Genomic DNA, 12,702 nt, shown 5'->3' on the forward strand with positions numbered 1-12,702 from the left:
CCGGTTCCCTCGCCTTTGGTGATTCTCGATGTGCCAAGCCTGTTTCGCCCCCGATCCCGTCACGGGAAAGCTGCATTTCTGCCATTGCGGCAGCCCCACCACCCTGGCCGCGATGCGCCGGATCGAGGCCGACATTTCCCGCCGCCAGATGATGGGCGGAATGGCGGCGGTCGTCGGCATGTTCGCGGGCTTCGGCCTCGCCCCGCGCGAGGTGCAGGCCCAGACCCCGGCGCGGCCCGTGCTGCTGACCAACCTGCGGCTGTTCGACGGCGAGGCCCTGTCGCTGCGCGAAGGCGTGGGCATCCTGATCGACGGCGGGCGGATCACCGCGCTTCCCGCGGTGGGCCAAGGTCCCGAGGATGCGCAGGTGATCGACTGCGGCGGGCGCGCGGTCATTCCCGGCCTGATCGACACGCATTGGCACGCGACCCTGGCATCCGTCAGTCAGATCGCCGCCATGACCCAGGACATCGGCTTCGTGCACCTGATGGCGGGGCAAGAGGCCGGGGCCACGCTGATGCGCGGCTTCACCACCGTGCGCGACGTGGGCGGCCCCGCCTTCGGGTTGAAGGCCGCGATCGACCGGGGCGTGGTCACGGGGCCGCGCGTCTTTCCGTCGGGGGGGATCATCTCGCAGACATCAGGGCACGGGGATTTCCGGTTTTCCAACAGCCTGCCGATGATGCCGGGCGATCCCGCCGATTACGCCAGCCAGCAGGGCATGTCGGCCCTGGCCGATGGCGTCCCCGAGGTGCTGCGCCGCACCCGCGAGCAGCTGATGAAGGGCGCGAGCCAGATCAAGATCACGGCGGGCGGCGGCGTCGCGTCCCAATACGACCCGCTGGAATCGCTGCAATTCACGGAAGGTGAGATGCGCGCGGCGGTCGATGCGGCGACCGACTGGGGCACCTATGTCTGCGCCCATGTCTATACCCCGCCCGGCATCCGGCGCTGCATCGCGGCGGGGGTCAAGTCCATCGAACACGGGCAATTGGCCGACGAGGACACCGTGCGGCTGATGGCCGACAGCGACACCTGGTGGTCGATCCAGCCGTTCCTGGCCGACGAGGACGCGAACCGATACACCGACCCCAAGGCCGTGGCCGCGCAGCGCGCCGTGGCCGAGGGCACCGCGCGCGCCTTCGAATGGGCCGACAAGCACCGGGTCAACTGGGCCTTCGGCACCGACATCCTGTATGGCGGGGGCGAAAGCCAGGGGCGGCAGTTAGCCAAGCTGGCGCGCTTCATGTCGCCGCTTTCGGCGCTGCATCGGGCGACGGGGGCCGCGGGTCGGCTGCTGGCGCTGTCGGGGGCGCGGGCGCCTTACGACGGCAGGCTGGGGGTGATCGCGGAAGGCGCGCTGGCCGACCTGCTGGTGATCGACGGCGAACCCGAGCAGGGCCTGGACTGGCTGGCCGACACGGGCAACCTGCGGCTGATCATGAAGAACGGCCGCCTGTTCAAGAACGAGTTGTCCGAGGATTCGATATGATGAAATTCGCAGCCCTTGCCGCCGCCGCGCTGGCCGCCGCGCCTGCCCTGGCGCAGGACTGGAACGCGCAGGTCACCCCTTATGTCTGGGCATCCGGCCTGGGGGGCGATGTCACCCCCTTCACCGGCGCGCCGACGCTGGAATTCGACAAGAGCTTTTCCGAGGTGCTGGAGGATCTGGACGCGGCCTTCTTCCTGTCGGGCTATGCTCGCAAGGACCGCTTTGTCGTCCTCGGCGATCTCAGCTATTCGGCCAGTTCCAAATCCGGCCTGATTCCGCCGGGCCTGCCTGCCGAGGGCGAGGTGTCGCAACGATCCCTGACCCTGGCCGCAGGCTGGCGGGCCATCGACAACGGCGGGCTGGCGCTTGACGTGCTGGGCGGGGTGCGGGCCTGGAAGATCAAGGCCGAGGTCTCGGTTGCGGGCGGGGCCATCAGCCGGTCGGGCGACAAGGATTTCGTCGATCCGATCATCGCCTTGCGGGCCAATTACACCCTTGCGCCCCGCTGGTCGGCCATCGCCTATATCGACCACGGCATCACCGGCATGGGGTCGGACAGCACCACGCAGGTCGTGGCGACGGTCAATTACCAGATGACGGACCAAGCTTATGTCTCGGTCGGTTATCGGCGGCTGGACGTGGATTACCGCAGCGGCGGCACGCGGGTGGACGCCACCATGGCAGGCCCGCTGCTGGGCCTGACCTGGCGTTTCTGACGGCGCCTGGCCCGTGCCAAGGGCCGCCACGGAAAAGGGTCAGCGATTATCGCGCGGTCGATCAACGCTGCGTCAAGGCCTCGACCGCCTCGGCCGTGCGGCGGGTGTTGTTGTAGATGCCAAGGCCCAGATAGATCATGCCCCCCATCAGGACGAGGTAGACAAAGCCAAAGGCCCAGGTTGCCAACCCTTGCAGGAACCCGCCAGCCGGCGAAAACATGACGACAAGGCCAGCCATCAGGACGACGACCGCGCCCAGGATGATGACCACGTTGATGATCCTCTCCATCCAGAGAATGAAAAAATCGCGCATGAAATCCTCTTTGTTTTCAATTCAACATTAGCCGCTGCCGATCCCGCTTCAATAGGAATATTCGCGGTAGATGGGCGTCAGGTCGCCCCCCCATTCGCCGTGGTACTTGTCCAGCAATTCGTCGGCCATGACCTTGCCGCTGTCCAGGCTTTCCTTGATGGCGTTGAGGAAATGGGTCTCGTCCGGGACCATGCCGCCTGCGCCCGCGCGGGCGCGGTTCTTCAGGCCCGCTTCCGCGATCTCGACCACCTGGCGCGCGAGATCCTGCATCCGAACGCCGTTCACCTGGGCGTCGAGCGCGTGGATCCCGGCCTCGCGCCGCCAGCTTTCCCGCGTCTCGTGGTCCCAGTCCTTGACCAGATCCCAGGCGGCATCCAGCGCCGACTGGTCATAGATCAACCCGACCCACAGCGCGGGCAGCGCGCAGAGCCTGCGCCAGGGGCCGCCATCGGCGCCGCGCATCTCGATGTATTTCTTCACCCGCGCCTCGGGAAAGACGGTGGTCATGTGGTCGGCCCAGTCGGACAGCGTGGGCACCTCGCCCGGCAGGGCGGGGAGGCGGCCGTTCAGGAAATCGCGGAAGGACTGGCCCAGGGCGTCGATATAGCGGCCGTCGCGATAGACGAAATACATCGGCACGTTCAGGACGTAATCGACCCAGGCGTCGTATCCGAAACCGTCCTGGAAGACGAAGGGCAGCATCCCCGTGCGCGCGGCGTCCAGGTTCTGCCAGATATGCGCGCGCCAGCTTTTCCAGCCATTCGGCTTGCCGTCGAGAAAGGGCGAATTGGCGAACAGGGCGTTGGCGACGGGCTGCAAGGACAGGGCTACGCGCATCTTCTGCACCATGTCGGCTTCCGAGCCGAAGTCCAGGTTCACCTGCACGGTGCAGGTCCGATACATCATCTGCTTGCCGAGCGTGCCGACCCGGTCCATGTAGTCGGTCATCAGCCGGTAGCGCCCCTTGGGCATCATCGGCATGTCGTTCTGTCCCCAGATGGGCGCCGCGCCCAGGCCGATGAAGCCCGCGCCGATGCGGTCGGCGATCTCCTTCACCTCGGCCAGATGGCCGTTCACCTCGTCGCAGGTCTGGTGGATGGTTTCCAGGGGCGCGCCCGACAGTTCCAGTTGCCCGCCCGGTTCCAGGCTGATGTTGGCGCCGTTCCGTTCCAGCCCGATCAGCTTGTCCTGTTCCATCACAGGGGTCCAGCCGAAGCGTTCCTGCAACCCCGTCAGCATCGCCAGGATCGAACAGGCCCCGTCATAAGGCAGCGGCATCAGGCCGGCCTTGTCGTATCCGAACTTCTCGTGCTCGGTCCCGATGCGCCAATCCGCGCGCGGCTTTTCGCCCGACGCGATATAGGCGGCCAGCTGGTCGCGGCTTTCGATCGGGCCTCCGCCCTGTTGTGGTATCGACATGAGGCGGGGCCTTTCTGGGTTCGCGCGTCACAGGTGACGCGCGGCGGGGGCCAAGTCAACCCGCCTCAACCCGGCCTCCGCCAAACGGTGCGCACGGCGTCCGGCTGGTCCGCGACATGGGCCAGCGCGGCGGACACGGTGCCCATGTCGAGGCCCGGCAGCGCGGTGAAGGCATGGGCCAGCGCCTCGGCGCCGGCGGCATCGACGGGAACCAGCAGGGCCTCGCGGCTGGTGCTGCGCAACCGCCAGTAACCCTGGCCCTTCAGGCGCATCAGCCGGATCTCGGCCAGATCGCGCAGGGCGATTTCCCCGCCCAGGACCGCCGCGCCGTAATAGCGGATGGCGCCTTCATCGACCTCGACCATGCCGGGGGCGGCGATTTGCCGACGGAACGGCAGGCGGCGTAGGGCGCCCAGCAGCAGCGACAGGCCGACCAGCCCGACCAGCAGGCCCACCGCGGCGAAGAACCAGCCGCCGCGCAGGGCCAGCCACAGCCCGGCCAGAAGGATGGCGGTTGCCACCAGGGCCTCGGACCGGGTGGCAAGCCAGGCGCGCAGCTCAGGCCGGATCATCGGTTGCAAGCGAGCATGGATATTTGCGTGAAGAAGAAGCCTGCCATCGTGACAGGGCGTGTTCGTCGCCGGATTTGGCATCGACCCAGCGGGCCGTGCCGTCCTGGCCGATCTCGCGCTTCCAGAAGGGGGCGCGGGATTTCAGCCAGTCCATCAGGTAGTCGGCTGCCTGGAAGGCCGCGTGGCGGTGGCGGGCGGCGGTGGCGACCATCATGATGGCTTCCCCCACCGCCAGCCGCCCGTGGCGGTGGACGATGCGCCAGTCGGTCAGGGCGAAGCGCGCGGCGGCTTCCGTCCCGTAATCCGACAGCGCGCGTTCGGTCATGCCGGGGTAATGCTCGATCTCCAACGCGGCCATGGCGCCGGTGTCGTCGCGCACCACGCCGGTGAAGGTGACGATAGCCCCCGCGCCCGCGCCGAAGCCCGCCAGTTCGGCGGCGAGGTCGAAGGGCGCGGTCTGGACGCGGGCCGACATGGGGTCAGCCGCCGGTCATGGGAGGGAAGAAGGCGACCTCGCGGACGCCCGCCAGGGGCGCGTCCAGATCGGCAAGCTGCTGGTCCAGGGCGCAGCGGACGGCGGCGAGATCGGCAAAGGCCGCCGCGTGCCAGTCGTCGCGGGCGGAAAGGTCCGCGATCAGGTCGCGGACGGTGGCGGCGTCGGTGTCGATCCGTTCGCGCGGCTGGCCGATGCGTTCGCGCAGCCAGGCGAAATACAGGACATCAAGCGTCATGGCCGGGTTCGCGCAGGTAAGGGCGCGCCTTGACGAAATAATCCCAGCCGGTCCAGGCCGTCAGCACCGCCGCGAACCAGATCAGCAGCAGCCCCACTTGCGTCGCCAGATCCGCCCAGGACAGGGAAAACGGCAGTCCCGGTTCCCCCACGCGCGGCGGGCGGCCATGTTCGACATAGGCCAGGCCCGTGCCCAGGAACAGGACGGAGATGGCGACCATCTGCGTCGTGGTCTTCCATTTGGCCAGCTTCGTGACCTTCAGCAGGCGCGCGTTCGATCCCAGGAACTCGCGCAGGCCGGACACGAAGACCTCTCGGAACAGGATCAGGGTGGCGGGCAGGATCAGCCAGGGGTTCATGCCGGAATAGCCGGTGATGACCACGATGGCGATCACCACCATGGCCTTGTCGGCGATGGGGTCCATGGCCGCGCCGAAGCGGCTTTCCTGCTGCCAGCTGCGCGCCAGATAGCCGTCGATCCAGTCGGTCACGGCGGCGATCATGAACAGCGCCAGCGCCGCCCAGTCGGCGAAGGGGCGGCTGAAATACAGGAACATCAGCGGCACGGCGGGCGCCGCGATCAGCCGAAGAAGGGTCAGGATATTGGGGACGGTCCAGCGCATGAGGGCCAAGCTAGTCCGTGCCGCCCGACTTGGAAAGGGGCGGCGCAGCGAAATGCGCCGCCCTGCCGGTCAGCCGAGGGCGCCGGGGTAAAGCTCGAACGGGCGCCCGGCGATGGTCAGGTGCACGGCCTTGATCCGCTGTTCGCCGAAATGGCGGGTGCGGCGGCCGATGACGCGGACCGGGTCGCCGGGCATCGCGGCGCTTTCCTTCAGGCCGATTTCGGTGTTGCGGGCGCGGCTGGCCAGTTCGACCGTCCAGTTGCGGCCGTCCTCGTCGCGGACGCAGATGACCGGGTCGCTGCCCGAAACGTAGTTGTCCGTGACCACCGCCTCCAGCCGGGTCAGATGGGGCTTGAACTCGTCCCAGGCATCATCGTCGATGGGGGTCGGAACGAAGGCAGGGGTCCGTGAGTCAGCGGTGCCGTGTTCTAGCACGCGGGGCATGAGGGCCTCCTTGGGTGAGCAAGTCACAACCTTAGCGTGACCTCGGGTCAGGGTGGCGGTAATTTGATACCGTGCGGCATCCCGCCCTTGCGATGCTGCGGCGTGCGAATGCCCTGCCCGGCAAGCAAGACGCGGATTCGCAAGGACAAACCCGGCGCCTGTTTCCCATCCGGCTTTCTTCGTTCCACCACCGCCTGAAACTTCAGGAAATAATTCTACGCGATTTTCCGCACCGCAGCATCAGCCTCGGGCGTTGAAGTGGTCATGGACCTTCTGCGCCATCGCGGCCGAGATCCCCTCGACCGCCTGCAGATCGGCCAGGCCCGCGCGGCTGACCGCCTTGGCGCTGCCGAAATGCTGAAGCAGCGCGCGCTTGCGGGACGCGCCGATGCCCGCGATCTCGTCCAGGGGGTTGGCCATGACCGCCTTGGCGCGCTTGGCGCGGTGGGTGCCGATGGCCCAGCGATGCGCCTCGTCCCGCAGGCGCTGGATGAAATACAGGACCGGGTCGTTCATGCGCAGGGCGAAAGGCGCGCGGCCGGGGCGGTGGAATTCCTCTTTTCCCTGGTCGCGGTCGATGCCCTTGGCGACGCCGACGACCGGGATGTCCTCGACCCCCAGTTCGGCCAGGATGCCTTCGACCGCCGACACCTGCCCCGCGCCGCCGTCGATCAGCAGCAGGTCGGGCCAGGATTCGGTCTGGCGGTCGGGATCCTCCTTCAGCAGGCGCACGAAGCGGCGGCCCAGCATTTCCTTCATCATGCCGAAGTCGTCGCCGGGCGTGATCTCGGTCCCCTTGATGTTGAACTTGCGGTATTGGCTCTTGATGAAGCCCTCGGGGCCGGCCACGATCATGCCGCCCACGGCATTGGTGCCCATGATGTGGCTGTTGTCGTAAACCTCGATCCGGCGGGGGGCAGCGGGCAGGTCGAAGGCCTCGCCCACGCCTTCCAGCAGGCGCAGTTGCGTGGCGCTTTCGGACATGCGGCGCGCGAGGCTTTCGCGGGCGTTGCGCAGGGCGTTTTCCACCAGATCGAACTTCTCGCCCCGCTGCGGAACGCCGATGACGATGCGGCGGGCGGCACGTTCGGACAGCACCTGCTGGGTCAGGTCGGGTTCATCGGGCGTGTGCGACAGCAGGATCATCCGGGGCGGCGGCTTGTCGTCGTAGAATTGCAGCAGGAACGCCTGCATCACCTCGGCGGGCGATTCCACCCCGCCCAACCGGGGATAGAAGTCGCGGTTGCCCCAGCTCTGGTTGCCGCGGATGAAGAAGACCTGCACGCAGGCCTGGCCACTGTCCATGTGCAGGGCGACGATGTCGGCCTCGGCCACGCGCTTGGGGTTGATGGCCTGGACCGACTGCACGGCGGTCAGCGCCTTGATGCGGTCGCGCAGGGCGGCGGCGCGTTCGTATTCCATGTTTTCGGCCGCCGCCGCCATGTCGCGGGCCAGGTTCGCCTGGATCACCGTGGTCTTGCCTTGCAGGAAGCGTTCGGCGTCCGACACCAGCGCGCCGTAATCATCCGCGCTGATCCGGCCCACGCAGGGTGCGCTGCACCGCTTGATCTGGAACAGCAGGCAGGGCCGCGTGCGGGATTCAAAGGTGGCGTCCGTGCAGTTGCGCAGCAAAAACACCCGCTGCAACTGCGTCAGCGTGCGGTTCACCGCCCCCGCGCTGGCGAAGGGGCCGTAATAGTCGCCCTTTTCCGATTTCGCCCCGCGATGCTTCTTGATCTGGGGATAGGCATGGGATTTCGCGACCAGGATGTTCGGGAACGACTTGTCGTCGCGCAGCAGCACGTTGTAACGCGGCTTCAGCTGCTTGATGAGGTTCTGTTCCAGCAGCAGCGCCTCGGTTTCCGTGCGCGTGGTCAGGAACATCATGCTGGCGGTTTCGCGGATCATCCGCGCGATCCGCGCCGAATGGCCCGAGGGCCGGGCATAGTTCGACACCCGCGCCTTGAGGTCGCGGGCCTTGCCGACATACAGCACACCCCCTTGCGCATCCAGCATCCGATAGACGCCGGGGCTGCGGTCCAGCTGGCGCAGATAGTCCTGGATCAGCGCATGGCCGGTCTTGGGGGGCGTGGTTTCCGTCATGTTCTTCAGATAGGTGATTCCCGTGGCGGGCTGCAAGTTCCCGGGGGTGATTGCAAGGCAGAAGCTGTCCACCGGTGCTGTGGATAAATCTGTGGGTGTCCTGTGAGCCTGAGGGTTCCTGTCCAGCAATCGTTACAGTGCCGTGACTTTGCCGGATTTTTAAGCAGAACTTTAGGCCGTTGAATTGACTGGAAAACTTTTGATGCCCGCCGCCGGTTAATGAAACTTGCGCAGTTTCAGGCCTTTGCTTGACGGATCTTACCTAAGCCGGGGACAACTGCCGCAGGGTCACACCCCCTGTCAGTCGCGCCGCCGGGTCGGGCGGTCGGACCGGCGAATCCCCAGGATCCGGCCCAACCCGCGCCGGAAGGCCGGGCCGCGCAGCAGCGCCATCGCCACCATCACCAGCAGGAACAGGATGACGATCCGGACGCTCATCCCCCGGCCTTGACGCGCGCGAAGGCCGCGCGTTCCTCAACCGCGTCCAGCACGGTGCCCGCCGACAGGCCCAGCCTGCGGAACAGCGACTGGCGGGGGGCGTGGACGACAAAGCGCGTCTTGTCGCCGTAAAGCGCCTTCATCCGGGGCACCAGATGGCCAATGCCGTCCGCCAGCCCCAGTTCGACCGACTTGCGCCCGGCCCAGAACTCGCCGGTGAACAGGTCGCGGTCGGTTGCCAGCCGGTCGCCACGGCGGGCGGCGACGTGGTCCTTGAAGGCCTGGTGGATCGGCTCCAGCACGTTGTGCAGGCGCTCCACATCCTCGGGGCGTTCGGGGCGGAAGGGGTCCAGCGTGGATTTCGACCGGCCCGCGGTATGCACGCGCCGCTCGATTCCCCAGCGGGCGATCAGATCCTGGAACCCGAAGCCCGCCGAGATCACCCCGATCGACCCCAGGATCGAACTGTCGTCGGCCCAGATCTGGTCGCCCGCGCAGGCCAGCCAGTATCCGCCCGAGGCCGCGACATCCTCGACAAAGGCATGGACGGGGATTTTCGTCTCGTCCGCCAGGCGCCGGATGCGCGCGGCGATCAGCGAGGACTGCACCGGCGATCCGCCGGGCGAGTTGATGGACAGGGCCACGGCGACGGGCTTGCCCTTGCGGAAGGCGCGCTCGATCACCGGGGCCAGGGCGGCGTCGGACAGCGCGCCGCCGCGCCCGGCCATGCCGATGGCGCCGTGCAGGCGGACCACCGACACGCGGGGACCCTTGTTCATGAAACGGTCGAGATAAGGGATATGCATGAGCGCAGACTTAATCACGCCCCGCCCCTGCCGCAAGCGTCACCCATGGCGGATCGTGTCGCCCGGCAGGAAGGTGGGCGTCAGGGCGACGATGCGATCCTCGGGGATGATGTCCTTGCCCGCGACCAGCCGCGCCGCGCGCCTGCCGATGTCGACGCGGCGCGCGTCAGTCGTGGCCAGCCGCACCGGCAGCCCTTCCAGCAGATCGACCCCGTTGAAGCCCGCAAGCCCGATCCGGTTTGGAATGTCATAGCCCTTGTCGATGCAGTGCAGCAGCCCCCCCGCCCCGATCATGTCGTTCGAGAAATAGAGGAAATCCAGATCCGGCGCGCGGGTCAGGATCCGTTCCGTCAACTCGCGCCCCTTCAGCAGCGAGGATCCGCCCTGGTAGTATTCGCGCGCCTCCAGCGTCACGCCCGCCTCGGTCAGGCCTTCCTCGAACCCCGCCAGGCGCTTGCGGGCGCGGTGATCCTCGGGCATGTGGGTGCCGACGAAGCCGATCCGGCGGTATCCGGCGGCAAGGATGCGCGCGGCCATCTCGCGCCCGGCGCGTCGGTGGGAAATGCCCACCACCGTGTCGATGCCTTCGCCGTCCACGTCCATGATCTCGACCACCGGGATGCCGGAATTGGACAGCATGGCGCGCGATGCCTTGCTGTGCTCCAGCCCGGCCAGGATCACGCCCGACGGCCGCCAGGACAGCATGTCATAAAGCACCATCTCCTCGCGCGCGGGGGAATAGTTGGTGACGCCGATCACGGGTTGCAGGCCGGTATCGTCCAGTTCCGCCGAAATGCCGCCCAGCACGTCTGGAAAGACCAGGTTCGACAAGGACGGGATCACCACCGCGACCAGGTTCACCCGCTGGCTGGCCAGCCCGCCCGCGATCTTGTTGGGCACGTATCCCAGCATCTTCGCCGCCGTCAGCACCTTTTCGCGCGTTGCCGCCGACACGTCGCCCCGGTTGCGCAAGACCCGGCTGACGGTCATTTCCGACACGCCCGAGGCTTCGGACACATCCCGCAGGGTCAACGGGCGGCGGGGTCTTGGGACGTTCATCGGGCACCGATCGGTCAGGTCTTTGCCCGATGTTAGCGGACGCCACCCCCCGCGACAACCTTGCCAAACCGCGTCATAGCGGTCAAAAGGGCTGTGGCGGCCCCGTGGCTCAACTGGATAGAGCAGCCCCCTCCTAAGGGGCAGGTTACAGGTTCAAGTCCTGTCGGGGTCACCAAGTCTCCATACCCCCAATGTTCTTGTTTTGTTCTGGATCGGAACGTGCAATACTGGTCCGGAATCAACCAGGAGCAGTTCCTTGCCGAAGAAGGCCACCATTCAATACCGCGAGTTCAAGGCGAATGGCGCCCTGCGGGGGATGGACCTCAAGGCGGTGCTGGTCGATGTGCTGCGCCGCCGGACCGATGCCCACCGGATCGGAGAGAATGCCCGCCTGCGCGCGATCGACCTGGACGGGGACGGGAGCCATGTCGTGCTGAACAAGGTCTCGTCGCCGGAAACCTGGGACGGGCCGGTCTTCTGCGGGCAGATCATCCACGTCAAGGCCGGGGCGGACATCCAGGCCGTGCTGCAATCGCTGGACGACGACACGGACGAATTCCTGGTCCAGAACATCGACATGGGCCGGGGCGCGCGGATCGTGAAGGGCGTGCTGTATTTCGCCGTCAACCGCAACCATGTGGGCCTGATCGAAAGCACGGCGGTCCGGGGGGTCGTGCTGGAACGCTATATCGCCGCGCTGCTGAGGCAGGCGGGCGAGCTGGACCCGGACGACCGCATCGTCCTGGCGGGCAAGTTCCTGGCCAGTGGCGAAAAGGGCCTGTCCGAGTTCAGCGACCTGACGCTGACCGCGCGGCCCAGCCATCGCGCCAAGGCCATGGCGGGCGACCGGTTGTTCGACCGGCAGGCGGCCGAGGTCCGAGACGAAGGGGCCACGGTCCTGGACGTGCTGCGCCTGATGGGCTGGCGGGACGAGGCCCTGGCGCGCCTGGAAGCCGAGGTGCCGGAAGGCGGCCGGGTGGAAGGGCTGCTGAAGGTCTTCATCAAGGACCGCCGGCACAAGCTGCGCATCCCCAGGGCCGCCATCGACGAAGCCCTGAGGAATGTCGATCCCGCCGATCTAGGCCTGCACGGCGACGGCCGGGAACAGGGGGGCATGGTCAAGCTGTCGGTGGTGAAGGAGATCGCAACCGAAGGCTCCCTTCTTGATCCGGCCGATGCTATGGTGAAGATCATCGAGGCCCTGAGGGAATGGGCCGCCGCCGGGAAGATAGATTGTCGCTTCGATGGTTCAGACTTGCCGCCCTGACCGCGGGTTCCGCGGCCGGTGCGCTGTTGCCGCCAGTCTTGCTGATCGGCGATCCGTCGCGTCTGCTCGTGACCTTCCTGGGTCTGGTCTCGGCCAGCATCCTGCCCACCGTGTCGCTGGTCATCGGCAGCCTGTCCTCGTCGGGGCGTTCGGTGATGAAGATCGACGCGCTGGCCCGGGAACTGGCGCAGGCCATGCGCACCCTGTTTTCCATCCTGGGGCTTGTGGCGGGGGTCGTGGCGCTGCTGATGGTGATCGCCATCGTGCCGGACATCGGCTGGCGGATCCCCCATGCGCCCTTCGCCATTCCCGATGCGCTGCGGCGCGCTCTGCAATCGCTGGCCTTCCTGCTGACCGTCGCCGCCACCCTGAAGGCCGCGGCCATCCCGCGCATCCTGGCCCGCGTCCTGGCGATCAAGAAGGACATCGCGATCCACGAGGCGCGCAAGGCCCTGGCCGAGAGATCGCCGTCGGATGCGGAGATCCGGCAGATGTTCGCGAAGAAGGACGGCTTCGGGAAGACCGTTCCGCTGGACAGCATCCGGTCCTGACGAAAGCGGGCATGTGTCGGAGGAAAATGGTGGGCGACCCTACCGCCATCCTGCGTCCTAAACCTGTGTAAACCGGCACAATAAGTTCTTGAATAAATAGGGAAAATGAGTTTTTTCCTTACCAAACCCTTGTAAGCCAAACCAAGCCAAACTAAATGGTAATGATGGG

The 12,702-nt window shown here is 66.8% G+C and carries 15 protein-coding genes and 1 tRNA gene; 5 read left to right on the forward strand and 11 right to left on the reverse strand.

Translation table 11 applies throughout. The features are described from left to right. The first annotated feature begins 28 nt into the window (after nucleotides 1-28). Both GIY56_RS06405 and GIY56_RS06410 read left to right on the forward strand, forming a co-directional pair. Nucleotides 29-1,492: a metal-dependent hydrolase family protein gene (locus GIY56_RS06405; RefSeq protein WP_154763997.1), complete on the forward strand. Its 1,464-nt coding sequence runs from the start codon at nucleotides 29-31 to the stop codon at nucleotides 1,490-1,492. Then, nucleotides 1,492-2,208: a hypothetical protein gene (locus GIY56_RS06410; protein ID WP_230312342.1), complete on the forward strand. Its 717-nt coding sequence runs from the start codon at nucleotides 1,492-1,494 to the stop codon at nucleotides 2,206-2,208. The genes GIY56_RS06405 and GIY56_RS06410 overlap by 1 nt, the downstream gene beginning before the upstream one ends. 61 nt (nucleotides 2,209-2,269) lie before the next feature. Here GIY56_RS06410 and GIY56_RS06415 read toward each other — a convergent pair whose 3' ends face one another. The 11 genes from GIY56_RS06415 to GIY56_RS06460 form a co-directional block, all read right to left on the reverse strand. Further along, a complete protein-coding gene (locus tag GIY56_RS06415; protein ID WP_154763999.1) occupies nucleotides 2,270-2,521 on the reverse strand; it encodes a hypothetical protein in 252 nt (83 codons plus the stop codon). Nucleotides 2,522-2,569: 48 nt separating this feature from the next. Continuing rightward, nucleotides 2,570-3,940, reverse strand: coding sequence for a glutamate--cysteine ligase (locus GIY56_RS06420; RefSeq protein ID WP_154764000.1), 1,371 nt, complete (start codon nucleotides 3,938-3,940; stop codon nucleotides 2,570-2,572). Between the two features lie 65 nt (nucleotides 3,941-4,005). After that, nucleotides 4,006-4,512 (reverse strand): hypothetical protein, encoded by a 507-nt coding sequence (locus GIY56_RS06425; protein ID WP_154764001.1) that lies wholly within the window; start codon nucleotides 4,510-4,512, stop codon nucleotides 4,006-4,008. Next, nucleotides 4,499-4,987 (reverse strand): molybdenum cofactor biosynthesis protein MoaE, encoded by a 489-nt coding sequence (locus GIY56_RS06430; RefSeq protein ID WP_154764002.1) that lies wholly within the window; start codon nucleotides 4,985-4,987, stop codon nucleotides 4,499-4,501. The genes GIY56_RS06425 and GIY56_RS06430 overlap by 14 nt, the downstream gene beginning before the upstream one ends. A 4-nt stretch (nucleotides 4,988-4,991) precedes the next feature. Continuing rightward, the gene (gene moaD, locus GIY56_RS06435; RefSeq protein WP_154764003.1) at nucleotides 4,992-5,243 is read right to left on the reverse strand and encodes a molybdopterin converting factor subunit 1; all 252 of its coding nucleotides are present in this window, start codon (nucleotides 5,241-5,243) and stop codon (nucleotides 4,992-4,994) included. Then, the gene (gene pgsA / locus GIY56_RS06440) at nucleotides 5,233-5,865 is read right to left on the reverse strand and encodes a CDP-diacylglycerol--glycerol-3-phosphate 3-phosphatidyltransferase (RefSeq protein WP_154764004.1); all 633 of its coding nucleotides are present in this window, start codon (nucleotides 5,863-5,865) and stop codon (nucleotides 5,233-5,235) included. The genes moaD and pgsA overlap by 11 nt, the downstream gene beginning before the upstream one ends. A 69-nt stretch (nucleotides 5,866-5,934) precedes the next feature. Then, a complete protein-coding gene (locus tag GIY56_RS06445) occupies nucleotides 5,935-6,309 on the reverse strand; it encodes a hypothetical protein (RefSeq protein ID WP_154764005.1) in 375 nt (124 codons plus the stop codon). Nucleotides 6,310-6,549: 240 nt separating this feature from the next. After that, complete coding sequence (uvrC, locus tag GIY56_RS06450; RefSeq protein WP_154764403.1) at nucleotides 6,550-8,412, reverse strand: excinuclease ABC subunit UvrC; 1,863 nt, start codon at nucleotides 8,410-8,412, stop codon at nucleotides 6,550-6,552. Nucleotides 8,413-8,712: 300 nt separating this feature from the next. Further along, nucleotides 8,713-8,850 (reverse strand): hypothetical protein, encoded by a 138-nt coding sequence (locus GIY56_RS18360; RefSeq protein ID WP_196053565.1) that lies wholly within the window; start codon nucleotides 8,848-8,850, stop codon nucleotides 8,713-8,715. Then, on the reverse strand, nucleotides 8,847-9,629 hold the full coding sequence (locus tag GIY56_RS06455) for a S49 family peptidase (protein WP_230312344.1): 783 nt from the start codon (nucleotides 9,627-9,629) through the stop codon (nucleotides 8,847-8,849). The genes GIY56_RS18360 and GIY56_RS06455 overlap by 4 nt, the downstream gene beginning before the upstream one ends. Before the next feature lie 66 nt (nucleotides 9,630-9,695). Further along, nucleotides 9,696-10,715 carry a LacI family DNA-binding transcriptional regulator gene (locus tag GIY56_RS06460; protein WP_154764007.1) on the reverse strand — a complete coding sequence of 340 codons (1,020 nt, stop codon included), beginning with the start codon at nucleotides 10,713-10,715 and terminating at the stop codon, nucleotides 9,696-9,698. Nucleotides 10,716-10,813: 98 nt separating this feature from the next. Between GIY56_RS06460 and GIY56_RS06465 the strand changes: the two genes are divergently transcribed. The 3 genes from GIY56_RS06465 to GIY56_RS06475 all read left to right on the forward strand — a co-directional run bounded on the left by GIY56_RS06465 (nucleotide 10,814) and on the right by GIY56_RS06475 (nucleotide 12,533). Then, nucleotides 10,814-10,890: transfer RNA gene (locus GIY56_RS06465), tRNA-Arg, on the forward strand. Nucleotides 10,891-10,971: 81 nt separating this feature from the next. Next, complete coding sequence (locus GIY56_RS06470) at nucleotides 10,972-11,982, forward strand: hypothetical protein (protein ID WP_154764008.1); 1,011 nt, start codon at nucleotides 10,972-10,974, stop codon at nucleotides 11,980-11,982. 26 nt (nucleotides 11,983-12,008) lie between these two features. Beyond that, nucleotides 12,009-12,533, forward strand: a complete 525-nt coding sequence (locus GIY56_RS06475; protein WP_154764009.1) for a hypothetical protein — start codon at nucleotides 12,009-12,011, stop codon at nucleotides 12,531-12,533. The last annotated feature ends 169 nt before the right edge of the window (nucleotides 12,534-12,702 follow it).

The sequence above is a fragment of the Paracoccus lichenicola genome, assembly GCF_009708075.1.
GTDB lineage: Bacteria > Pseudomonadota > Alphaproteobacteria > Rhodobacterales > Rhodobacteraceae > Paracoccus > Paracoccus lichenicola.

Bases quoted from the DNA above. Each gene is read 5' to 3' on its own strand.
- GIY56_RS06405 (WP_154763997.1), top strand. From the start codon at position 29: ATGTGCCAAGCCTGTTTCGCCCCCGATCCCGTCACGGGAAAGCTGCAT.
- GIY56_RS06410 (WP_230312342.1), top strand. From the start codon at position 1,492: ATGAAATTCGCAGCCCTTGCCGCCGCCGCGCTGGCCGCCGCGCCTGCC.
- GIY56_RS06415 (WP_154763999.1), bottom strand. From the start codon at position 2,521: ATGCGCGATTTTTTCATTCTCTGGATGGAGAGGATCATCAACGTGGTC.
- GIY56_RS06420 (WP_154764000.1), bottom strand. From the start codon at position 3,940: ATGTCGATACCACAACAGGGCGGAGGCCCGATCGAAAGCCGCGACCAG.
- GIY56_RS06425 (WP_154764001.1), bottom strand. From the start codon at position 4,512: ATGATCCGGCCTGAGCTGCGCGCCTGGCTTGCCACCCGGTCCGAGGCC.
- GIY56_RS06430 (WP_154764002.1), bottom strand. From the start codon at position 4,987: ATGTCGGCCCGCGTCCAGACCGCGCCCTTCGACCTCGCCGCCGAACTG.
- moaD (WP_154764003.1), bottom strand. From the start codon at position 5,243: ATGACGCTTGATGTCCTGTATTTCGCCTGGCTGCGCGAACGCATCGGC.
- pgsA (WP_154764004.1), bottom strand. From the start codon at position 5,865: ATGCGCTGGACCGTCCCCAATATCCTGACCCTTCTTCGGCTGATCGCG.
- GIY56_RS06445 (WP_154764005.1), bottom strand. From the start codon at position 6,309: ATGCCCCGCGTGCTAGAACACGGCACCGCTGACTCACGGACCCCTGCC.
- uvrC (WP_154764403.1), bottom strand. From the start codon at position 8,412: ATGACGGAAACCACGCCCCCCAAGACCGGCCATGCGCTGATCCAGGAC.
- GIY56_RS18360 (WP_196053565.1), bottom strand. From the start codon at position 8,850: ATGAGCGTCCGGATCGTCATCCTGTTCCTGCTGGTGATGGTGGCGATG.
- GIY56_RS06455 (WP_230312344.1), bottom strand. From the start codon at position 9,629: ATGAACAAGGGTCCCCGCGTGTCGGTGGTCCGCCTGCACGGCGCCATC.
- GIY56_RS06460 (WP_154764007.1), bottom strand. From the start codon at position 10,715: ATGAACGTCCCAAGACCCCGCCGCCCGTTGACCCTGCGGGATGTGTCC.